19 protein-coding genes are annotated in these 22,703 nt (G+C 38.9%); 12 read left to right on the top strand and 7 right to left on the bottom strand.

Annotated elements, in window-relative coordinates; translation table 11 throughout:
- Positions 1-126 precede the first annotated feature (126 nt).
- Positions 127-3,000: an excinuclease ABC subunit UvrA gene (gene uvrA / locus FLEMA_RS70470; protein WP_044172076.1), complete on the bottom strand. Its 2,874-nt coding sequence runs from the start codon at positions 2,998-3,000 to the stop codon at positions 127-129.
- A 335-nt stretch (positions 3,001-3,335) separates the two neighbouring features.
- On the opposite strand from uvrA, the gene FLEMA_RS76180 reads away from it, so the two are divergent.
- Positions 3,336-3,914, top strand: a complete 579-nt coding sequence (locus FLEMA_RS76180; protein ID WP_052354133.1) for a hypothetical protein — start codon at positions 3,336-3,338, stop codon at positions 3,912-3,914.
- Positions 3,915-3,916: 2 nt separating this feature from the next.
- Positions 3,917-4,156 carry a hypothetical protein gene (locus FLEMA_RS0128805; protein WP_026996288.1) on the top strand — a complete coding sequence of 80 codons (240 nt, stop codon included), beginning with the start codon at positions 3,917-3,919 and terminating at the stop codon, positions 4,154-4,156.
- Positions 4,157-4,187: 31 nt separating this feature from the next.
- Here FLEMA_RS0128805 and FLEMA_RS70460 read toward each other — a convergent pair whose 3' ends face one another.
- Complete coding sequence (locus FLEMA_RS70460) at positions 4,188-4,961, bottom strand: glucose 1-dehydrogenase (RefSeq protein ID WP_044172075.1); 774 nt, start codon at positions 4,959-4,961, stop codon at positions 4,188-4,190.
- 320 nt (positions 4,962-5,281) lie between these two features.
- Here FLEMA_RS70460 and FLEMA_RS0128770 point away from each other — a divergent pair, with 320 nt between their 5' ends.
- Positions 5,282-8,089, top strand: coding sequence for a M16 family metallopeptidase (locus FLEMA_RS0128770; protein ID WP_052354132.1), 2,808 nt, complete (start codon positions 5,282-5,284; stop codon positions 8,087-8,089).
- 181 nt (positions 8,090-8,270) lie between these two features.
- Here the strand turns inward: FLEMA_RS0128770 and FLEMA_RS70455 are convergent, their stop codons facing one another.
- Positions 8,271-9,329, bottom strand: coding sequence for an endonuclease/exonuclease/phosphatase family protein (locus tag FLEMA_RS70455; RefSeq protein ID WP_044172073.1), 1,059 nt, complete (start codon positions 9,327-9,329; stop codon positions 8,271-8,273).
- A gap of 305 nt (positions 9,330-9,634) precedes the next feature.
- On the opposite strand from FLEMA_RS70455, the gene rpmB reads away from it, so the two are divergent.
- From rpmB to FLEMA_RS0128695, 4 genes are all read left to right on the top strand, one after another.
- Complete coding sequence (gene rpmB / locus FLEMA_RS0128720; RefSeq protein WP_026996284.1) at positions 9,635-9,874, top strand: 50S ribosomal protein L28; 240 nt, start codon at positions 9,635-9,637, stop codon at positions 9,872-9,874.
- Positions 9,875-10,053: 179 nt separating this feature from the next.
- Entirely contained in the window at positions 10,054-11,184 is a 1,131-nt protein-coding gene (moeB, locus tag FLEMA_RS0128710; protein WP_026996283.1) for a molybdopterin-synthase adenylyltransferase MoeB, read from the top strand.
- 143 nt (positions 11,185-11,327) lie between these two features.
- Positions 11,328-12,044, top strand: a complete 717-nt coding sequence (locus FLEMA_RS0128705) for a head GIN domain-containing protein (protein ID WP_159102697.1) — start codon at positions 11,328-11,330, stop codon at positions 12,042-12,044.
- A gap of 138 nt (positions 12,045-12,182) precedes the next feature.
- Positions 12,183-12,719, top strand: coding sequence for an RNA polymerase sigma factor (locus tag FLEMA_RS0128695; protein WP_026996281.1), 537 nt, complete (start codon positions 12,183-12,185; stop codon positions 12,717-12,719).
- A gap of 71 nt (positions 12,720-12,790) precedes the next feature.
- On the opposite strand, the gene FLEMA_RS70450 is transcribed toward FLEMA_RS0128695, so the two are convergent.
- The 3 genes from FLEMA_RS70450 to FLEMA_RS70440 form a co-directional block, all read right to left on the bottom strand.
- Positions 12,791-14,194, bottom strand: coding sequence for a tetratricopeptide repeat protein (locus tag FLEMA_RS70450; protein WP_044172070.1), 1,404 nt, complete (start codon positions 14,192-14,194; stop codon positions 12,791-12,793).
- Between the two features lie 193 nt (positions 14,195-14,387).
- Positions 14,388-14,684 (bottom strand): hypothetical protein, encoded by a 297-nt coding sequence (locus tag FLEMA_RS76815; RefSeq protein ID WP_144080117.1) that lies wholly within the window; start codon positions 14,682-14,684, stop codon positions 14,388-14,390.
- Positions 14,685-15,121: 437 nt separating this feature from the next.
- The gene (locus FLEMA_RS70440; protein ID WP_044174826.1) at positions 15,122-16,753 is read right to left on the bottom strand and encodes an amidohydrolase family protein; all 1,632 of its coding nucleotides are present in this window, start codon (positions 16,751-16,753) and stop codon (positions 15,122-15,124) included.
- 254 nt (positions 16,754-17,007) lie between these two features.
- Between FLEMA_RS70440 and FLEMA_RS0128600 the strand changes: the two genes are divergently transcribed.
- The 3 genes from FLEMA_RS0128600 to rimO all read left to right on the top strand — a co-directional run bounded on the left by FLEMA_RS0128600 (position 17,008) and on the right by rimO (position 20,420).
- The gene (locus tag FLEMA_RS0128600; RefSeq protein ID WP_026997850.1) at positions 17,008-18,000 is read left to right on the top strand and encodes a hypothetical protein; all 993 of its coding nucleotides are present in this window, start codon (positions 17,008-17,010) and stop codon (positions 17,998-18,000) included.
- Positions 18,001-18,108: 108 nt separating this feature from the next.
- On the top strand, positions 18,109-18,921 hold the full coding sequence (locus tag FLEMA_RS70435) for a hypothetical protein (RefSeq protein ID WP_229359460.1): 813 nt from the start codon (positions 18,109-18,111) through the stop codon (positions 18,919-18,921).
- A 188-nt stretch (positions 18,922-19,109) separates the two neighbouring features.
- Positions 19,110-20,420 carry a 30S ribosomal protein S12 methylthiotransferase RimO gene (rimO, locus tag FLEMA_RS0128580; protein WP_026996275.1) on the top strand — a complete coding sequence of 437 codons (1,311 nt, stop codon included), beginning with the start codon at positions 19,110-19,112 and terminating at the stop codon, positions 20,418-20,420.
- 351 nt (positions 20,421-20,771) lie between these two features.
- Here rimO and FLEMA_RS70430 read toward each other — a convergent pair whose 3' ends face one another.
- Entirely contained in the window at positions 20,772-21,311 is a 540-nt protein-coding gene (locus FLEMA_RS70430; protein WP_159102696.1) for a DUF4833 domain-containing protein, read from the bottom strand.
- 261 nt (positions 21,312-21,572) lie between these two features.
- Between FLEMA_RS70430 and FLEMA_RS0128555 the strand changes: the two genes are divergently transcribed.
- On the top strand, positions 21,573-22,007 hold the full coding sequence (locus tag FLEMA_RS0128555) for a GNAT family N-acetyltransferase (protein ID WP_026996273.1): 435 nt from the start codon (positions 21,573-21,575) through the stop codon (positions 22,005-22,007).
- 217 nt (positions 22,008-22,224) lie between these two features.
- Complete coding sequence (rimP, locus tag FLEMA_RS0128540; RefSeq protein ID WP_044172068.1) at positions 22,225-22,695, top strand: ribosome maturation factor RimP; 471 nt, start codon at positions 22,225-22,227, stop codon at positions 22,693-22,695.
- Positions 22,696-22,703: the final 8 nt, after the last annotated feature.

Here is a 22,703-nt window from a genome sequence, read left to right as displayed (position 1 = left end):
CCACTCAACCACTCAACCACTCAACCACTCAACCACTCAACCACTCAACCACTCAACCACTCAACCACTCAACCACTCAACCACTCAACCACTCAACCACTCAACCACTCAACCACTCAACCACTCTTATAATTTATCTTTCAAAAAATTGGCTGTATAGCTATTGCCCTGTGCTATCATTTCTTCGGGAGTGCCAGTGAAGGTCAAATAGCCGCCTTTTTCGCCACCTTCGGGGCCAAGGTCAATAATGTAATCGGCCGATTTGATGATTTCCATATTATGCTCAATAATAATGACGGTTTCTCCCTGTTCTACTAAAGCATTGATGGCTTTCAAAAGCTTTTTGATGTCATGGAAATGCAGGCCAGTAGTTGGCTCGTCAAATATAAATAAGGTTTTACCCTTGTTACTATTACCTTTACCCAAGAAACTTGCCAGTTTTACCCGTTGAGCTTCGCCACCCGAAAGCGAATTAGAAGATTGTCCTAGCTTGACATACCCCAAGCCTACGTCTTGTAAAGGCAAAAGCTTTTCGGTTAATTTGGGTTGTTCTTTCGAGAATAATTCAATCGCTTCGTCGATTGTCATTTCCAACAAATCAGCAATATCTTTGTCAAGATATTTAATATCCAAAATTTCTTGTTTGAAGCGTTTGCCACCACACGACTCGCATTTGAGGCGAACATCTGCCATAAATTGCATTTCGATGGTTACTTCTCCTTCTCCTTGGCAAGTTTCGCAACGTCCACCTTCTACATTGAACGAAAAATGAGCAGGCTTGTACCCTCGGCTTTTGGCAATCGGCTGCTCTGAATACAGCAGTCTGATTTGGTCGTAAGCTTTGATATAAGTAACAGGATTAGAACGAGACGATTTTCCGATAGGGTTTTGGTCAACCATTTCTACGGCTTCTATTTTGCCCAAACTTCCTGTTAAATCCGAAAATTTGCCTGTTTCTTCGGTAAAAGTGCCAAAATGACGACCCAAAGCAGGAAATAATACCTTTCGAATAAGGGTAGACTTGCCCGAACCACTTACTCCTGTCACTACAGTAAGGATACCTAAGGGAAACTTTACATCAATTTCTTTGAGGTTATTTTCGCGTGCTCCTTTGATTTCGAGAAAAGCCGTAGCTTTTCTTCTAAATTTTGGAACAGGAATACTATCATTACCTGTAAGAAAATTAATAGTATGGCTATTATATTGTTGAATGTCGGCTTGTTGTACTTCGGTGAAATCGCCTTGATAGACAAGTTGTCCACCGTGGCTTCCTGCTTCTGGGCCAATATCAACAATCTGGTCGGCAATACGCATTACTTCTTCTTCGTGTTCTACTACAATTACGGTATTGCCCAAGTCTCGCAATGATTCCAATACCGATATTAATCGCTGGGTGTCGCGTGGGTGTAAACCAATAGACGGCTCATCTAGGATATACATTGAACCCACTAAGGCACTGCCTAGCGAAGTAGCTAATTTGATACGTTGAAATTCGCCCCCTGAAAGTGTAGATGTAAGTCGATTGAGGGTAAGATAGCCCAAGCCAACTCGCTCCATAAAGTCGAGGCGACTTTGGATTTCCTGCAAGATTCTTTTAGAAACCCCCATTTGGTAGTCGGGCAGGCTAATATTCTGGAAGAAACTCGAAACATCCGTTAAAGGCATCAGTACTAAGTCAATAATAGATTTGCCATTGATTTTGACATACCCTGCGTCTTTGCGTAGCCTCGACCCTTTACAATCGGGGCAAATAGTGCGACCACGATAGCGAGAAAGCATAACACGATACTGGATTTTGTGTGTTTCGTTTTCGAGCATATCAAAAAAAGCATTCAGGCCATGAAAATATTCATTGCCTTTCCAGAGTAATTCTTGTTGTTCTGTTGTGAGTTCTTTGTATGCTCTATGAATAGGGAAATCGAATTTTATGCCGTTTCTAAGCAAAGGAACAAGCCATTCTCCCATTTTTTCGGTACGCCAAGGGGCAATAGCCCCCTCATATACCGATAGGTTTTTGTCTGGAAAAATAAGGTCGTGGTCAAGCCCCAATACTTTACCAAAGCCTTCACAGCATTTGCAAGCACCGTAAGGGTTGTTAAAGCTAAAAAGATTGAGAGAGGGCTCTTCAAATAGTAGGCCATCGGCTTCAAATTTATCTGAAAAAACATGGGTGTTGCCACCTACAAGCTCAACAAAACAACTTCCATTTCCTTCAAAAAAAGCTGTTTGGATAGAATCTGAAACCCTAAACTGGGTTTCTTCGTCGGGGTTGCCGTTATCATCTTTTTTGATGGCTAGGCGGTCGATTAAGATTTTATAATTAAGCTTGAATAAATCAATAGGAGGGAGCTGCTCTAGCTCGGCTTTGTTATCGAGCAGTTCTTCCAAAAATTTGGTTTCTCCATCAATAACAATACGAGTATAGCCTTTTTGCATCAACACCTTCATTTCTTCTTTGAGGCTACGACCATCTTTGAGAAATAATGGTGCTAAAATCAATACCCGTTGCCCTTCGTTGTGGCCAAATAGCCAGTTGACTACGTCGGTAACAGTATCTTTTTTGACAATCTTTCCCGAAACAGGCGAATAGGTTATGCCAGCTCGGGCAAATAGTAGCTTGAGGTAGTCGTATATTTCGGTAGTAGTACCTACTGTAGAGCGAGGGTTTTTGCTAGATACCTTTTGCTCAATAGCAATAGCAGGCGAAATACCTTTGATATAATCGACATCGGGCTTTTCCATTCTTCCCAAAAACTGACGTGCATACGAGCTAAGGCTTTCTACGTACATGCGTTGCCCTTCGGCAAAAAGGGTATCGAAGGCCAACGATGACTTGCCCGACCCCGACAAACCAGTGATAACGACCAACTTATTACGAGGTATGGCTACGTCAATATTTTTTAGATTATTTACTCTAGCCCCTTTAATAATAATAAACTTCTTGGGGTCAAGGTCTTCTACGGGAGTATGGATGTGCATCGAGATTTCAGGAGTATTCATTCAATAATTGATGATATGTGTAATTTGTTGCCGAAGTGAATGTCTCAAAATAATTACTTTTGAGTCCAACCAATTGCCTACAATATATATCCTTTCAAAGTTAGACAAAAATCCAGACAAGATTGTTTCGTATTAACGTAAGAAATTGAATAAACTTTACGTTAATTTAGGGGTTAAATCAATACCAAGTAATCGTGCAAAACAAGCTTGACTTTTTGAATTAGAGAAATAGTTACCTAATTTCCAAACTCATGGCTCGTCAATAAGCACTCTTACTGAACTGTCCCTATAACATACCTGTATTTCGTTGGAACAACCACGTAATTTACAAAAACATGAAAAAACTACTTATTATTTTCTTTTTATTATCGACTATTTCGGTTTCCAAAAGCTTGGCACAAGAGCCTGTAGTTATTAAGCAAGATGGTGCTGTGGGTGACCTCGACAGCGAGGAAGAGCCAGATGTGCGTGATTTGCCCTTTCGTCAGCGACTTCGTTTTGGTGGTGGAATCGGGGGGTTACAATTTGGTAATCCTACCGTAATTAGTGTTTCGCCAATGGCGGGTTATTTGCTTACCAACGAGATGACTGTAGGTTTGGCTGTAGATTATCAATATACCAAGTATAGAAATGTACCAGCCTACAATTTGTATGGCCCCCGAGTATTTGGACAGTATCGTTTGAGATTCCTGGAGTCGGTACTTTCAAAAGCTTTTGCACAAGGTGAAGTTCAGCAATACTACGGCACTTATGCAGGTTATAAGCTCAACTATGACCCACAGGTATTGGCAGGTATTGGTATTGGCTACGGTGGGTTTCAGTTGACGGCTTTGTATAATTTTTCTTATTCTAGTACGTCAAATTCACCTTATGGCAGTCCTATCGTAATCAGAGTAGGAGGCTTTTTCTTCTAGGTATGGCATCAAACAATATATTTACCGACCTCCGAGCCCTAATGACCCGACTAATGTTTGGGATTCTTACTTTTTTTCAAATAGTATTGCTTCTTGTGATTGCAATTTTGTTGTATAAAGTATACCAAAGCCCATTATTTTGGTCAGAACAGCAAGGGGCTAGTAGCATTATTATTTCGGCACTCTTGTTGATAGCAGTGATGATTCTTAAAGTGAAGTTTAAGCAAATTGCTAAAAAATAAAATAGCTACGGGGCAACTCCCGTAGCTATTTTTATTCTGCCATCATACCGCCATCTATCGGCATAGCATGACCCGTCATAAACGAAGCGGCATCTGAGCATAGCCATACAATGGCTTCGGCTACTTCGTTGGGTTGTCCAAAACGCTTCATCGGGATAGATGCCTCCAGCTTATCTTTGTAGTCGCCAATAACCTCAAACATACCCGTAACCATAGGGGTAATAGTAAAAACTGGGCAAGCGGCATTTACCCGTATTCCTTTTTTGGCATATTCTAATCCTGCGGTTTTGGTCATACCCACAACGGCGTGTTTACTAGCAGAATAGGCCATATTACTCGGAAATCCAGCCAAACCCGCTACTGACGATACATTGACAATTGCCCCAGATTTTTGTTTGAGCATGACTTGTATCTCGGCTTTCATACAATAAAATACCCCCATTGTATTAACAGAAAATACTTTTTCAAAGTTATCGCTTGGATAGGTATGCGAAGGGTGCCACAGTCCGCCAATACCAGCATTGTTGACAGCACAGTCGAGTCGCCCATAATGTGCTATCGTTTGCTGAATGAGGGCTATCACTTCTGCTTCGTCGGCAACATTGCAGGCAATAAAATGAGCGTCGCCTCCTTGTTCACGAATCAGAGCTACAGTTTGGTGGCCAGCCTCTATTGCAATATCCGAAACAACTACTTTGGCTCCTCGTTGGGCAAAAAGTAGTGCTGTGGCTCGCCCCAAGCCCGACGAAGCACCTGTAACTAAGGCAACTTTTTCATCAAATCGGAGTGTCGTTGATGTATTCATAGTAATGGATGAGGTTGTGGGTGGATAATACGTTAGGGTACTATAGAGTTGTATACAATACCAAAAGCTACTTTGTTAGTATTGCCTAAGTTTACGATTAATTGTGAATAAAGAGAGCTTCTTGATAAAAATAATTTATCAAGAAGCCTTTGAGCAAATAGGCGGGTAAAACAATACCATTTCATATTTTGTATACTATAACGGATGTATTTTTCTTCATTTATAAATGAATTGCTAAATTTGAGATAAATGTGGGTTTTTTACCTGCTTTTGCCTCAAATTGATATTTTACTATTAATCACAAACAATTAATAACTTTTATGAAAAAAGTTGTTCACCTAATGGCCACGATTGCTTTAAGCATATCGTTGAGCTTCACTGGTTTTGCCCAGAGCGATTGGGGTAAAACTTTACCAATGGATCCCTCTGTTCGTGTAGGAGTATTGCCCAATGGCTTAAAATACTATATCCAAAAAAATGCCGAACCCAAAAATCGTGCCCAGCTACGCTTGGCCGTAAAAGCGGGTTCTATTCTAGAAACCGACGAGCAGCAAGGGCTTGCTCACTTCATGGAACACATGAACTTTAACGGTACAACACATTTTCCTAAAAATGAACTGGTTAACTTTCTTCAAAAGTCGGGTGTGCGTTTTGGTGCCGACCTCAATGCTTACACATCTTTTGACGAAACAGTATATATGTTGCCTGTACCTACCGATTCTATCGAGGTATTTAAGAAAGGTATGCAGATTTTGGAAGATTGGGCACATAATGCTACCCTCGACCCTACTGAAATAGACAAAGAAAGAGGTGTTGTTTTGGAAGAATCTCGTTTGGGAAAAGGTGCTCAGGCTCGTATGAGAGACAAGTATTTTCCTTTGATTCTGAATAATACCCAATATGCCAAGCGTTTGCCTATTGGTAAAGACGATATTCTGAAAAACTTCAAATATGATGTCTTGAAACAGTTTTACAAAGATTGGTATCGCCCCGACTTGCAGGCTGTTGTGGTTGTTGGCGATATTGATGTAGATATGGTAGAGAAAATGATTAAGGAAAAATTTAGTGCTATCCCTAATCCAAGCAACGAAAAACCAAGAGTCAAATACGAAATTCCACTTACTGGTGGCACAGATGTAGCCATTGTCACCGATCCAGAGCAGCCCAATACTATTATTCAGATTTTGAACAAACAGCCCAAACGCAAGGATGTTACTTATCAAGACCGTCGTGATGGCCTATTACGTACTTTGTTCAATATCATGTTATCGTCTCGTATTCAAGAATTAACCCAGAAAGCCGACCCTCCATTTTTGTACGGATATGCTGGCTATGGTGGGTTTTTGAGTAATTTAGATGCTTTTACCTCTTTTGTTGTGGCCAAAGGCAATGATATAGAAGGAGGCTTAAAAGCTATTTTAGAAGAAACTGCCCGTGCAAAAAAGTTTGGATTCAATGTGTCCGAATTTGAGCGTGCCAAGAAAAACTATATGGTTGGTCAAGAAAATGCCTACAAAGAAAAAGATAAAACCGACTCAGAACAACTGGTAGAAGGTTTGGTAGGTGCATTTTTAGAAAACGAACCGCTTACCTCGATAGAATTTGGCTATGATTTTGCCAAAAAGAATATAGAAGGTATCAAACTTGAAGAGGTAAATGCTTTGGCTAATATTCTTATTACCAACGACAACCGAGCTGTTGTATTGATGGCTCCCGAAAAAGATAAAGACAAGCTACCTACAGCCGATAAAATTAAGGAATGGCTCAATGCCTCTGGCCAAAACGTAACGGCATATATTGACCAAGCTGTCAATAAACCATTGATAGCCAAATTGCCAGTAGGTTCAAAGGTAGTTAGTACCAAACAAATTCCTGAAATTGGCGTTACCGAGTTAACTTTTGGCAATGGCGTAAAAGCTGTAATTAAACCCACTGATTTCAAAAATGATGAAATCTTGATTAGTGGCTATAGCTTTGGGGGGTCTAACTTATATGCCGATAAAGATGCCGACAATGCTAAGTTTGCCTCTACAGTAGTGGCTATTGGTGGTATTGGCGAATTCAATACTATCAACTTACGCAAATTATTGACGGGTAAGTCGGTCAGAATATCGCCTTATATTGGTAGCACAAGCGAAGGTATTAATGGGTCGTCGTCACCAAAAGATTTTGAAACGGCTTTGCAATTGGTGTATAGCTACTTTACTCAGCCCCGCTTGGATGCCGAAGTTGTAAAAGGTTTCTTGGGTAATCAGCGAGAAGCCTTGGTGAGTCAACAAAAAACGTTAACCCCTGAAAAAGTGTACAGCGACTCATTAACAGCTGTATTGGCCAGTTACAATCCAAGAAATATGCCTATTACAGCCGAGCGTATCGAAAAGATTGATGCCAATAAGGCATTTGCTATCTACAAAGAACGTTTTGCCGATGCCTCTGATTTTACCTTCTTTTTGGTAGGAAATATCAATTTGAAAGAAACACAACCTTTGCTAGAGAAATATTTAGGAGGCTTGCCGTCTATCAAACGCAAAGAAACTTACAAAGACTTAGGCATCAATCCGCCAAAGGGCAAGGTTGAAAAAACAGTTTACAAAGGAACTGAACCAAAAGCAAGAGTAACGCTAGTTTGGTCGGGCGATTTTGTATTTAATGCCTCCAACGATAAGCAGGTAGAAGCTTTGGCTGAAGTATTGGAAATCAAATTGATTGAAAAACTAAGAGAAGACGAAGCTGGGGTTTATGGTGTACAAGTGAGCGGTTCGGCCACTAAAATACCATCGGCACGCTATTCATTCCGCATAGGTTTTGCGTGTGCTCCCGAAAATGTAGATAAATTGATAACTCGTACATTGGCAGAAATCAAAAAGGTAAAAGAACAAGGAGCAGAACAAACCGATATTGATAAATTCAAGGCCGAGGCAAAGCGACAATTGGAAGTACAACTACGTGAAAATGGCTTCTGGTTGGGCTATTTGCAAGGTCAATATCAGTACGGCGAAAATGCAAAAGATGTACTCAACGAAGAGGCTTTGATGAAGCAAGTAACTGTACCAAGTACCAAGCTAGCTGCTAACAAATATTTAGGGGATGATTTTATTAAAGTAATATTATTGCCCGAAAACAAATAAAGCTACTTGGTATTAAACACAAACATGAGTTATCCCGATTTTTGAGATAATTTTTTGTTTGTATTTATTGAAAAAAGCCCACAACTGTAAGGCATTTATTGACTATTAATCAAACAAGGCGGTCGAAATTAGTTTTTCGACCGCCTTGTTTGTTCTAAATATTTGGAATGACTTATGTTTGTTATTTTACTTGATACACTGCCGAAATAGGGTAGTGGTCAGAGTATTTGATAGTATTGTGCGTTTTGAAATTTTTGATTTGGATACCTTCACTATAAAATTGATTATCAATTCGTACCCATCTTGGGCTTCTATTGAGCGTAAATCCAAAGCCGTTGCCAGCTTCTTCAAAGGCATTCTTTAGGCGGTCTCTTACATGGCCGTATGCCAATCCATAAGGTACTTCATTGAAATCACCACAAACAATAGTTGGATAAGGGCTTTCGTCTATCAGTTTTTCGATATACTTGATTTCCTGCGAGTGGTCGATAAAACCTTTTTTCAATGAGGCCAAAACCCCTTTACTTTCTTGCTTTGCTTTGTCATAATCTTTGATAACCTTTACTACTTTGCCCAACCTAATACCCATCGATTGCAATTGTAAATTAATTACCCGAATGGTGTCATCGTGGCGTACAATATCGGCATAGATATAGCCATTGCTATTACTTCCTGCAAATACTTTTCCTTTTTTACGAATAATAGGGTATTTCGAGAAAATGGCTAGTCCAGAATAATGTCGGCTTTCATCGGCATTGATGGCATGGTATCTCAAATTTTCCTCAACACATTTTACCGCGGGCTTGCCCGACTGTAAATACACCTTACTAAATTCTTGAAAACATTTTATATCGGCATCAAAATCGGCTACATATTGAATAGCCTTATCTTTGGTACTAGCATCAGGCGTTTCAAAGCTATAGACGTTATAACTCAAAATCTGTAAATCCTCGTTACTGAGGGTCTCATTGTTACTTGACCAATGGAACGTTCTCATAATAAAAGGCCAGCCCATTAGTAATACTACCAGTGGTAATAATGCCCGTGAAGGCTTGACATAAAGCCAAACAAGCCCTACAACTAGGCAGCCAAGCTGAGCAACAGGAATAGACATCATGGCAAAGCCTGCAATCCAGTGTTCCCAAACAATAGTATAGCCCAACAAATACACCACTAAAGTGTACATACACAAAGGTAAACTACTAAGCCAAAGTAATGAAGAGGCGATTTTTTTTATCATAAAATGCTGATTGATAATGCAAATTTGGCATCTTTTCTATCAAAAACGATAGAAATCGTGAAAACTTGATAAGATAGTAGAAAACTTTGCATAATAAATTGCTAGTTTACGAAATAATTCATACTTTTGCGTTCCAATTTCAGAAATCACTGATAATCAAGTCTATTACATCGCCGATTAAAGCGTAAGATTAATTCTGGATTATAGCACGATTTTTCTTGTTTGTAAAAACAAAAAATTCAGACGTACTAAAGAATTGTTTGATAGTGAGGCGATTAACACATAACAATTAACGCATTTTTATCATGGCGAAGGTTTGTCAATTAACAGGAAAGAAAACACAAGTGGGTAACAACGTTTCTCACGCTAATAACAAAACTAAGAGAAAGTTTTTCCCGAACTTGCACACTAAAAAATTCTATTTAGAATCTGAAGGCGTTTGGGTAACTTTGAAAGTTTCAGCAAAAGCTATCCGTACTATCAACAAGAAAGGTTTGGAAGCATCTTTGATTGCTGCTGCTCGTAAAGGAACTTTATCTGTTTAGTTATATTTGCCCTTTATTGTGGCATTTAGTTATAAAAGCCTCTTTGTAATTTATGTTACAAAGAGGCTTTTATTTTATACCTCTACCGAACAATTATAGCGACAAATTTCGTTACTCAATAGGTGTGTATTCATCACTGTTGTTTTGTCCTTGAATCTCAGAAACTATTAGCTAAATCAATGTTAACATCTGCCGAAAAAACACGTTACCAAAAACATATATTATTGCCTCAAATTGGGCTTGAAGGACAACAAAAACTCAAGTTCGCCAAAGTGCTAGTAATAGGAGCTGGAGGGCTAGGATGCCCTGTTTTGTTGTATTTGACAGCCGCTGGTATTGGAAAAATCGGAATTCTGGACAGCGATGTGGTTGACCTAACCAATCTACAACGACAGGTGCTTTACAAAACAGAAGATATTGGCAAACCTAAAGCCACTACCGCTGCCAAACGCCTAGCTCAGATGAACGATACTATCGAAATAGAGGCTGTAAACCAAAAGCTCAAAAAAGAGAATGCCGAGGCGTTTATTAAGATGTACGATATAGTGGTAGACTGTACCGACAATTTTTCGGCTCGTTATCTTATCAACGATATGTGTGTGAAACACCAAAAACCTTTTGTTTATGGAGCTATTCATCAGTTTGAGGGGCAAGTCTCGGTATTCAATTTTAAAGATAACAATGGTGTTTTGGGGCCTACGTATCGTTGCCTTTTTCCTGAACAGCCTTCTGATTTAGAAATTCCTAATTGTGCTGCCATCGGAGTATTGGGTATTTTGCCTGGTACACTCGGTATGTACCAAGCCAACGAGGTGGTAAAAATGATTACTGGTATAGGAAAAGTCCTTAGTGGTGAGTTTTTGATGGTTGATTTACTAGAAAATACTTCCCAAAAAATTAAAGTAAAACGTCGTGCCGATGCCGAGCATTTAATAGAACAACACCATGCCGAATCGGACGATATTGCGGCCTGTAGTACCGATAATATCATGAAAACCATAACCGTAGAAGAACTCCACGACCAGCTTGTGCAAAACAAAGAACTGGTATTGCTAGATGTCCGAAATCTGTATGAATACGATATTTGTCACCTTGCCAACTCGGTTTTGATACCTATGAATAGCATACCCAATAATATCAAGCATATTCCTCGCGACAAACCCGTTGTGGTGTATTGTCATCATGGTATGCGTTCGGCTTCGGTAATTGAGTTTTTGGTGCAGAATCATGGATTCAAAAATCTTATAAATTTAGAAGGAGGAATAAATGAATGGGCCAATGAAATAGACCAAACTATGCCAATGTACTAACGCATGCAACCTTAGCGTTGATTATTGCATCTAATAAAATTGTAAGAATATGAGCCAAACAAATACCTAGTAACTCATTTACTTACTCGTATTTTTCCTATAATATATAAGCATTCAATTAAGCAAACAACGTTATGAAAACAATGAAAAGCGTACTCGTATTACTCATGACTGCGGTCTCGGTAATAGCTTTTGGACAACAAAATCAGGAACTTACTTTGCAATCGTTTAGCAAAATAGATATGCAAGGTATTATGAAAGTTGAGCTTGTAAAAGGCAATGTTAATAAGGTAACAGCCGAGGCTTTGTACGGTGCCAATATCGACGACTTAACGATTCAGGTATCGGGTGGCGAGCTTTCAGTAAAAACGAAAATTTTTAAACAACTTACTGATAAAGATAACAACAAAAGAAAATCCGAGCCTCAAAAGCAGTTTAAGGTAAAGGTAGAGTATATCAGCGAGTTGTCTAGTATAAAGGCAAGTCGTGGTGCCGAGCTTGCAGCTGCTCAGGTACTTGAAGGAAACCGCCTCGCTATTGACGCTGCTTCGGGTGCAATTGTCAAATTTGAGGTAAAAGTAAATAACCTCGAACTAACAAGTGTACAAGGAGCTATTGTTAAATTAGAGGGTAAAGCAACGTATCAACAAACCCGAGTAAATACGGGAGGCGAACTCTTTGCTTATAATTTGTCTAGCGACGAAGTAGATATAAAGGCCAATACTGGTGGCGTAGCCCAAGTTAATGCCAATAAAATACTAGATGCTTCGGCTGGCACAGGGGGTACTATTAGCTATAAAGGTAACCCTAGCCAACGTAATGTAAAATCAAGTTTGGGGGGCGAAGTGCATTCCAACTAAATCAAAATACCAGAATGAGTTAGTAAGGCGTTTCTAAATAACCTGACCATAATCATTAATGCTTTATGAACACCGTCATAAAGCATTTTTGTTTTTAGAGGCAAATTTGTCAAATAGAAAATCTAAACGCTTGTTCAAATGAGTACTCCTAAAGATAATCTCTCCATATTCAATATGTTGATTCAAAAATATCAGCGTAAAATATACTGGCATATTAGAAAAATGGTTGTAAATCATAGCGATGCAGACGATTTGACGCAAGAGGTTTTTTTGAAAATTTGGCAAGGATTAGACACTTTCCGAGGAGATGCTCAGTTTTTTACATGGATGTACAGAATTGCTACCAACGAATGTTTGAATTTTCTGAGAACCAAAAAACGGATGCAGTTTTGTGAAATAGAGGATTATACCGAAACTTTTGCGAGCGGTATCGACCACGACTCGCTGGTTAGCGGTGACGAAATTCAGCGAGAGTTACAAAAAGCCATATTAACCCTACCCGACAAACAACGATTGGTTTTTAATATGAGGTATTTTGATGAAATGCGATACGAAGAAATCGCTAGAATTACAGGAACTTCGGTAGGAGCCTTAAAAGCTACTTATTCTATTGCTGTTCATAAAATAGAGAACTTACTTAGTACAGCCCACTATAAACTCAACTATGCCGCTTAAATTGAATTACCTCATAAGGTAGAAAAACACTGTTTCCTATCTTATGAGGTATAAATTGGAAGGTTTGGTTGTTACTCTTTTTTGGTTTGATATTCGTCTGAAATTAGTTTGAATACATAGCCGCTAATCCAGGCAACGTCGCCTCCTTTAATGAAATAGAACCTTTTTTGTACGCCATCACGATTCATTTCTTTGATAAGTGTTTCGAGCAAAGCCGCACCTGCAATAATATCTTGTTGATTATAGATTTTGGTAGTGATATTTTTTACATCTTCCTCGGCTACTTGACGGATGGCTGGGTCGGTGATTCTCGAAAAATCAGGATTAATCAATTCTTCGTAGCTACTAGCACTCATTTGTCTAAATTTCCGAACGTCATCTATGCTTACTTCTACAGGGCGACCTACAATATTAGCTCTTTCTGGATGTAAAAAAGCATTCATTACGAATACGATACCTCCCAATAAAAATACATTTTTACGGTTTTTGAAGCCAACTTTTCTATTCAATTCCAACGAAAGCTCTTCGCCGACTACTTTTACCTCTTCGTTTACGCCCTTGGTATACTCTTCAAGATTGGCATCTGGTAGTTTCTTTTTTACAATTTTAACAAAAGCTTTTGTGCCATAAGGAAAATTGACCGATTCAAACTTGTTTCGGTTTAGCAAATAGCCACCTTTCATATTACCACCGCCAATATCCATAAGCGACGACGAAATGTGTAGTTCGGGAGCTACCATTGCCAAAGCACCAAATTTAGCTTCATCTTCAGCCGAAATAATATCAATTTTTTGACTCGGATTTTTTAATGCTTCTTTCATCGCTGCTATTAGTTCTGCTTCTTTTCCTGCTTGTTTGTCGGTAGCTTGTTTGAGGCCACTACTCAAAATAATAAACATCCTATCCGAAATAACATTATTTCTGACGGTTGCTGTATCAACAAGGTCTTTGACCGCCTGAGCTGTTTCTTTGATAGCCTGTGGCGTTAGGGCACTTGGCTCGGTATTGATAGACATACTTTTTTTGAGGGTATAAGTAAGTCCCTTTTTAGGTGAAACCGTCACACCGATAATACTTAATTTAACTCCCTTCGAGCCTACGTCGATACCAGCATAGAGCTCTTCGGCTTCTTTCATCCCATCTAGTAGTTGTGTAATAGCCTTTTCACTCATAGCCATTTTAAGCTTCTTGTATAGGTCGATGGCTTTGGTGAAATTTCGAGATGCTTCTAAGGTGTTTTCTTGGTCACGGTACAAAAAACCTAAATTTTCGTATACTGCCGCTTCCCAGTATTCGCTTCGACCTCTTACCATATTTAGGGCTTTGTTGAGGTAATCTTCTGACTGGTCAAATTGTTTGACTTCACGAAGTGTATTGGCAATCTTGAGATAACGCAATGCCGTATTGACATCCTGTGCGGTACAAATAGCCAAGCTACATAGGGCAAAAAGAAACGAGAGTAATATTTTTTTCATGTTAAGTGTTATTTTGTTGAAACTAAAGTTGTGGTTATGCAATAAAAAGCCTGTTTCCTAGCGAGGAAAAGACCAGTAATATAGAAGTAAGGGGGTGTTCATAAAATCCTATGAACAAAAGAATACAAATGTGAGTCTTCAGAAGTACAAAGGCTAACATTCAATCATTGGATAAATACCAGAAATACGTAGGTTAATTTTGAAACAACGGTGCTTTCATTTGTGTAGGGTCTATGTCGGTAGAATCAACTTTAGCGACACGCTTTGTTTTGGTGTTTTTCTTTTTTTTGTTAGATTTTTTAGGGGAGTCTGTATTGGCTATTTTTGTATTTTTTCCTGTAGGAGTAGGTTTTTGTTGGAAATTAGCCAAGGCTATTTCCGATAAGCACAGGCAAATACAGATTGGTAACAAGAAAACTTTTAATAGCTTGGTAATGGGGATGTTTACCGAATAAAACGGCATTTTGCGGAAAAGTAGACGATTGTTCATAAGAACTAAGATTTTATGGGTTATTTTGCTACTTGGCAAGTTATTATTGCTTAGTAAAGTAAAGGAAAAAAGCCATTAAATCAAAAAATAAAAGGAATAAATAAATACTATCATACTACCAACTGATAAAGGTTAGTAAATAGGATTTTTCCACTAAAAATCTATTAGCATAAATATGAGTCATCCCAAATTTTAGGTAATATTAAAAGAGACCACCTATGGGTGTTTGTTGAGATTCATAAGGTTGTCAAGTGAATTTTGAAGAGGCTTATCAATTGTTCAAATGATAGAAAATTAGGGGCTATTCATGCAAAAGGCGTTCGAAATTAGTTTTTCGAACGCCTTTTTATATTAAATTTCTGAATGATATATCTTTATACGCAAAGCATCTTCAAAAATAATCACTCATCCACTAAATTGGGTATGCCTCTTGCTTGTTATTCTTTATGGCTGCCCTGCACTTTGCCAGAGGTTTTCTTTTCCAAACCAGGCTGAAATATTTCAAAGTTTTCTGTCTTTTTTGCTTCCGCAACAATTTTTCGTACATCTTCTAACAGCTTTTTGGCATCATAAATTACCCCATCTTTAATGGTATATTTAACCCCGCCAACTCTTTTTACTTCGTTGCTTTCAGTAAGCCTTATTGCTCCTGTACCGTATAGTACTTTGAGGTTTTTGAGTGGATTTTCTTCTAAAATTACTAAATCTGCTAATTTCCCTACTTCTACGCTACCTACTTTGTCGTCTATACCCAGTGCTTCTGCTCCTTTGAGGGTAGCGGCTCTGATAACTTCTAAAGGATGAAACCCAGCCTCGCGAAGCAACTCAAGTTCGCGAATATAGGCAAAACCGTAAAGCTGGAAAATAAAGCCAGAGTCCGAGCCAGTGGTTACTCGACCGCCACGGTTTTTGTATTCATTAACAAAGGTCATCCATAGTTTGTAGTTTTCTTTCCACGCTACTTCTTGTTCTGTTCCCCAATCTTGCCAATACGAGCCATGAGAAATCCGAGAGGGCTGATAAAAACGCCACAATTGAGGAAGGGTATAATCTTCGTGCCATTCTGCTCGGCGAGCCAACATCAACTCACGATTGGCTTCGTAGATATTGAAGGTTGGGTCGATCGTAAAGTCAAGTTTGAGCATTTCCTCCATTACATCATTCCAGCGTTTTGAACCCTGCTTGGCGGCTTGTTTCCAAAGCTTTCCTGCTTCTTCAAATCTGTTTTGTTCATTGCCATAATTATAATCGGCTGGATAATCCTGAATCGTTTGGCTATCAAATAGAGCTTCGGGCAAGCCATACCAGTGTTCCATCGAGGTGAGTCCTGCTCGTGCCGAGCTTAGTACATTCCAGCGAGCCACATCCACTTGGGCATGGTGGCAGGCCGAACGCAGACCAAGCTCTTTGTTTCTTCGCAAAGCGGCATCCATAATTTCGGGTTTTGCCCCAAAAAACTTAATACCGTCTGCTCCTTTTTTAGCATTTTCTTCTACCCATGCTCGTGCTTGCTCAGCGGTAGTAATAGACTCCTTGGCTCCCATTCCAAAAGCTGTATAAGCCATAATACGAGGGGCGGTAATTTCATTTTTCTCGGATTTATGCTTTTGGTCTAATGTCCAGTCTAATCCATTTCCTGCCGAAGGGTCACGAATAGTCGTGATACCGTGCCCTAGCCAAAGTTTATAAACATATTCGGCTGGTGTACCTTGCGATTTCCCACCAATATGGCCGTGCATATCTATAAAACCTGGTAGCATATACATACCAGTACAATCTAGTTCTTTGTCGCCAGGGTTGGCTTTGGGTCTACTTTGTGGGTCGATAGGTACACCAGGGTATCCTACAACTTTGATTTGTACAATTTTATTTTTTTCTACAACAATATCGCAAGGCCCTTGCATTGGCGACCCCGTACCGTTGACAAGGTTGACCCCTCGTATAATCAATCGGTTAAATTGCCCTTCGCCCTCGGCTCGGTTGGGGGCTTTTAAAATCTGGGCAAAAAGGTTGTTAGACAGCAGTATGCCTAATAGTAAGGTGATACAATAAGAGGTAAATTTGTTCATAATACAATAAACGGTTGGCTGATGAATTAGAATAAAGGTAAGTTGGTATTGAGTAATATCGTGTTTGGTGATGAGCCAACAGGCGGTAGCTATCAATATACTAGCGGCAATCCCCAAAAGCGTAGTATCCTTTGGCTTTATACCTGAATACATGGCTTTTATGCACCCACTCACTTACTTAATAACAATGTAAGTTAATGAATTTCTACAAATTGTGTAAATTGCCGTTCGACAATTCAACAAACAATTAAGGCATGAATACGCAAAAACTTGATAAATTTATCAGAAATAACTTTCTCTTTTTGTGCATAATTCTGGCTGTGATTTTTGCTGTAGCAAAAGGAGCAACCATTTTTCAGATAGAACCCCCTCATACCGACCCAGCCAAAACTACAATTCCTACGGCACAAGATGCTACTTTTCGAACATATTGGTATAATGGCCAAGCCGAAATCAATACTTATACACTCGACAAGGTACGCTATGGCCAGCTCAATCAAGGCGAAGCCGTATTGGTATTTGTAACAGAAGATTTTAGAACAGATACACAAGTAAAGTTAGAATCGAACCAGAAGAATTTGGCAACAAGTGTATTAAAACTTAATTTTATCCAAAAATTTACGACAGGGATTTATGATTATTCTTTAATGAATTCTACTTTTACACCTGTCGATACACAGTTGTTTCCTCATGCCTTAAAAACTTCCTTTTCTGCCCAAGAGTGGTGTGGTCATGTATACAGCCAACTCAATTTGAAAGGAAAACAGTATTGGTTGGAAGGAAAGAGTTATTTTGAAAAAGAAGTACAACAAGATACATCTTTGAAGGTAACTTGGCTTGAAGATGAGCTTTGGAATAGAATAAGGCTTAGTCCTGCCAGTTTGCCTGTCGATGATTTTGATATAATTCCAAGTTTAGAAAGTTCTCGCCTTCAACACCGCCCATTAGCTCCTACGGCTTGTCGTGGTACTTTACAAGTGTATACAGGAACGGTATTTGTAGGTAATGCTCTTCAGGCATATTCTGTAGCATTTCTCAATCAAAATCGGGTGTTGACCATTGTTTTTGAAAATGTTTTTCCATACAAAATTGTAGGCTGGACAGATGTTTTCTCGCAAAAAGGAAAAACATTTACAACGCAGGCTATTTTGAAGAAAACGCTAAAAATAGACTATTGGAACAAAAATAAGCCCGAAAATACCAGCCTCAGAGATAGTCTTTTGCTCCAAACCCCAATTCAACCATAAGCCTAAATAGCCGTTTATGGCAGTGTCAATTGGGCTTATCAAGAAAATGAACCAAGTTAGTATAAGAATTGTAATTTTATCATATTCAATTAATGTTAAATAAAAACAATGAAATTTCTCGGATTTAGTACCAAAAATAATTGGTTGAATTATTGCCTTGTATTTTGGTCAAGTAGTTTATTGTGTGCCTGCTCGGGGCAAGAACAAAAACAAGAAGGTACTCAGCCTCAAACGCATACATGTTCTATGATTTTTATTGATAAATCGGTGAGTGTCAATGTCGATAAAGGCTTTGCCAATGAGAAATATACCAAAATTATCAACGAGCTGATAGAAAAGAACATTAATGGGAAAGGCGATAAGCTAGCGGTATATTTTATTCATGAAAATACAGCCAAGGCCAAAGTGGCCGAGGTAATGAGTCGCTCAGAATTAGAGGTGTCGGAAGGGGCTAATACTACCGATTCGGAAGCCCTAAAAACAGCGTTTGCTCTGGATTTGTCGAAAGAACGTAGTATTTTCAAGCAATTGATAATAAGGCAATTGTCGGCACAAAACGCCTCGTCTAGTAAAAATAATACCGATATTCAGGCTACCTTGCCCTTGATTGATAAAGAAGTGGCAAAAGGCTATAACGTAAAGGTGTATTACCTTTCGGATATGGTAGAAAGTATGAAGGGCGAACACCGTCGTGATTTTCATACAAACCCACCTGCCGATGATGCCGCCGCTGTAGGATGGGCCCGAGAAGACGCTAGTAAGTTGAAAGCACTACTACCCAATATTTCGTCAGTCCAGATTTTTATAGCCAAACCATTTGAGCCAACGGCATCTACCCGCAAAAATAACCCTGCTGTTTCGGCTTATTGGCAGCGATTATTTGAAGAATTGGGAGTTACTACCGAAATAGAAGAAATATAATCTATGTTATAGCAAGAGGAGGTCTGAGTGAATAACTCAGACTTTTTTGTTTCGCAAGACCTAATCTGACTTTCTGACGAAATAAAACACAGCAAAGACTATTTTTTGTTGTAACTTTGCAAACTTATTTTCAGGGTTTCAAACAAGATAAATTTTCTTGATAAAATCCAATAGATGCTCATAATTAGATGAAAACGAAAACATTAGGAAAAAATAAAGTTAATATCGTTACACTTGGTTGTAGTAAAAACCTTGTCGACTCAGAGGTGATTTATACACAATTGCGTGGAAATGGCATGGACGTTACCCACGAAGCCAAAAAAGACGATGCCAATATTGTTATTGTTAATACTTGTGGTTTTATTGATAATGCCAAACAAGAATCTATCGATACCATTCTGCGTTATGTCGATGCCAAAGAAGCTGGCGTAATAGATAAGCTTTATGTTACGGGCTGCTTGTCGCACCGCTACAAAGATGATTTAGAAAAAGAAATCCCTACAGTAGATGCGTTTTTTGGTACAAACGAATTGCCTCGTTTGCTAAAAACCCTCAAGGCCGACTACAAACATGAATTGATTGGCGAACGTTTGTTGACTACGCCAGCTCATTATGCGTATTTAAAAATTGCAGAAGGCTGCGACCGTCCTTGTTCTTTTTGTGCTATTCCTTTGATGCGTGGAGGACACGTTTCTCGTTCTATCGAAGACCTTGTCACAGAAGCTAAGTCGTTGGTAAAACGTGGTACAAAAGAGCTCATTTTGATTGCTCAAGACTTAACCTATTACGGACTAGATATTTACAAAAAACGCAACTTGTCTGAGTTACTCGACCGCCTCTCTGATATTGACGGAATGGAGTGGATTCGTTTGCAATATGCGTATCCGGCAGGCTTCCCAATGGATGTGCTTGACATGATGGCCGCCAAGCCTAATATCTGCAAATACCTTGATATGCCTTTACAAAGTGGTTCAACAGAGGTATTGAAAAAAATGCGTCGGGGTATTACACGTGAGAAAACCGAAGAGCTGATTGATGCGATTCGTCAAAAAGTACCAGATATTGCTCTTAGAACAACCCTGATTGCTGGTCACCCAGGCGAAACTGAGGCCGATTTTGAAGAAACATATCAGTTTGTAGAAAAAATGCGTTTCGACCGATTGGGCGTATTTACCTATTCTCACGAAGAAAATACGCATTCTCATACCTTTGAAGATGATATTCCTGAAGAGGTAAAACAAGAACGTGCCGACGAAATTATGGCACTACAACAAGAAATATCATTGGAATTGAATCAGGCTAAAATAGGAAATACCTACAAAGTATTATTCGATAGAAAAGAAGGAGGATACTTTATTGGTAGAACCCAATTTGATTCGCCCGAGGTAGACAACGAAGTGTTGATTCCTGCTAGTCAGTACGTAAGATTGGGTGATTTTGCTGAGGTAAAAATTACATCGGCCGAAGAGTTTGATTTGTATGGACAGTTGGCTCAATAATGATACAATACCCGTTATAGAACAAACATGAGTCATCCCGAATTTTAGGTAATATTAAAAGAGACCTCCTATTTGTGTTTATTGGGACTCATAGTATTGTCAAGTGAATATTGAAGAGGCTTATCAATTGCCCAAATGATAGGAATTTAGGGGTATTCATTCAAAAGGCGTTCGAAAAACTAATTTCGAACGCCTTTTGAATGTTTAAATGTCAGCATAATACATCTTTAGCTACAAAGCGTCTTTACTGGTAAAAATCATGTTCAAAAATAATCACCATTCACTCAATTTGGGATGATTCATGTTTGTTATGAATAGCCCATCAGAATCTAGTGTTTCTACTACTAAAATTTATGGTTTGAAACGTTCATAAACTTCTTTTCCTGTAGTAGCGTCTTTACCCCACAAGTCGATATACACAACCGAAGGCATCATACCGCTTTCATCAACGCTTACAAATACCCTTTTCAAAACTTGCATTTTTCCGTTAATTGGAAATAAAGCTACAGCTTCGCCTTTGGCATCTATTTTTACAATAAACTTTCTTTTACGATAAGCCAAAAAATGCCCTTCATAAGCATTTGGCTCACCCTTGATAGGATTGGTATGCAAGCCATACGCCAAGGTGCGTTGGATATTGCTTAGTTCCTGCTTTTTGCCACCTTCTGTATAACGAATCCAGTAAGCATGCACAGGGCTTTTGGTGTCCAACTTGTTGTCTTCTAGTATATTAGCATCGTACAAGATAGTGTTGGTATTGGAGCTACGCTGAATATAAAAAAGGCGATTTTCGGCATCGGGCGGAGTCGGGAACTGATCGGCTGATGGTGGCGTAACGTGCTTATTTTTTTGAGCTAAACTAACTGTAGCATTATAAAATGTGGATATCAACGATATAAATACTATAAAGGATATCTGTGTGATTTTTGAGAGTTGCATTATTTCAAAATATTCCTGTGATAATTTTAAGACCGCAAAGGTAATCAACGCAATTGAGTTAACGATTATTAATCAAGAGTATTTTACCGAATCCCTTAATACAGAGACAATAAAATATAATTTTCCAAAGGTAACTATTCTTTTTTCATGTTTCAGAGCTAGTGTAATTGCAAGTTTATGGCTATTTTAGTAATCTAAAAATCTACCTAAAATATGCACATACGCCAAGCACAAACTACTGATTTAGTGGCTGTTTTACAGCTTTATGCCGATGTCCTCGACAAAGGAAATGTTTTGTCATTGCCCCAAGCCGAAAAGCTATTTCATAAAATGCAATCCTACCCTAATTACCGAGTATATGTTGCCGAGGAGGCATCGCAAATAGTAGGAACATTTGCTTTATTGATTATGGACAATCTGGCACATCAAGGTACACCCTCAGGGATAGTCGAAGACGTAGCCGTGCAAGTCGACCAGCAAGGAAAGGGCATTGGCAAAGCCATGATGCAGTTTGCGATGGCCATTTGCCAAGAATCAGGCTGTTATAAACTGGTGCTTTCGAGCAATCAAAGGCGTACCGAAGCCCATGCTTTTTATGAATCATTGGGTTTTGAACGACACGGCTTTAGTTTTCAGGTAATTACCTAGGATAATTCCTGCGAAAATTCTAAATACGTTTGCTTTTTGATAAAAAAAATACTAATTTTGTAGCAGAATTTAAAGGAAGAGGGGTTTGAAATCCCTCTTTTTTGTTTGTATTTCATATTCAGGTGAAAGACAAAAGAGGCAGGTGGAATAACGATTCTGTGGTTTTTCTTACATTTCTTCTTCTTTCTTTTTCTTTCCTCGTGGCTTCAGAACAAGTATGTTAAAAGATAAAATTATAGCCTTGCTTGAACCCCATTTAGAGAACGATACTTTCTTTGTGGTTGATATCCAAGTACATGAGCTAAAAACTCGTACCAATATTACTATTCTTCTTGATTCCGATGAAGGAATAAAAATTGAAGAATGTGCCAAAATTAGCCGTCGATTGGCCAACGAAATCGAAACCTTAGAGCTGATTACGTCGGCTTATAATTTGGAAGTTTCATCGCCAGGTATCGATCAGCCCTTAACACTGATTCGCCAATATGTAAAAAATGTTGGTCGTTCGCTCAAAATTCATTTGAAAGAAGGCGGAGAAAAAGTAGGGACATTGGAAGAGGTAAAAGAAGACGGAATTATTTTCTTGGAAGAACTCAAGAAGAAGCCCAAAAAAGGGGAAGTAGTCGAGCCAGTATTGATACCATTTACAAATATTGATAAAGCAAAAGTACAGATATCGTTTAAATAATGAATGTA

The sequence above is a fragment of the Flectobacillus major DSM 103 genome (assembly GCF_000427405.1).
Classification (GTDB): Bacteria; Bacteroidota; Bacteroidia; order Cytophagales; family Spirosomataceae; genus Flectobacillus; species Flectobacillus major.
The sequence above is the reverse complement of the archived record's forward strand: the minus strand, read 5'-3'. Positions and strand labels throughout refer to the sequence as shown.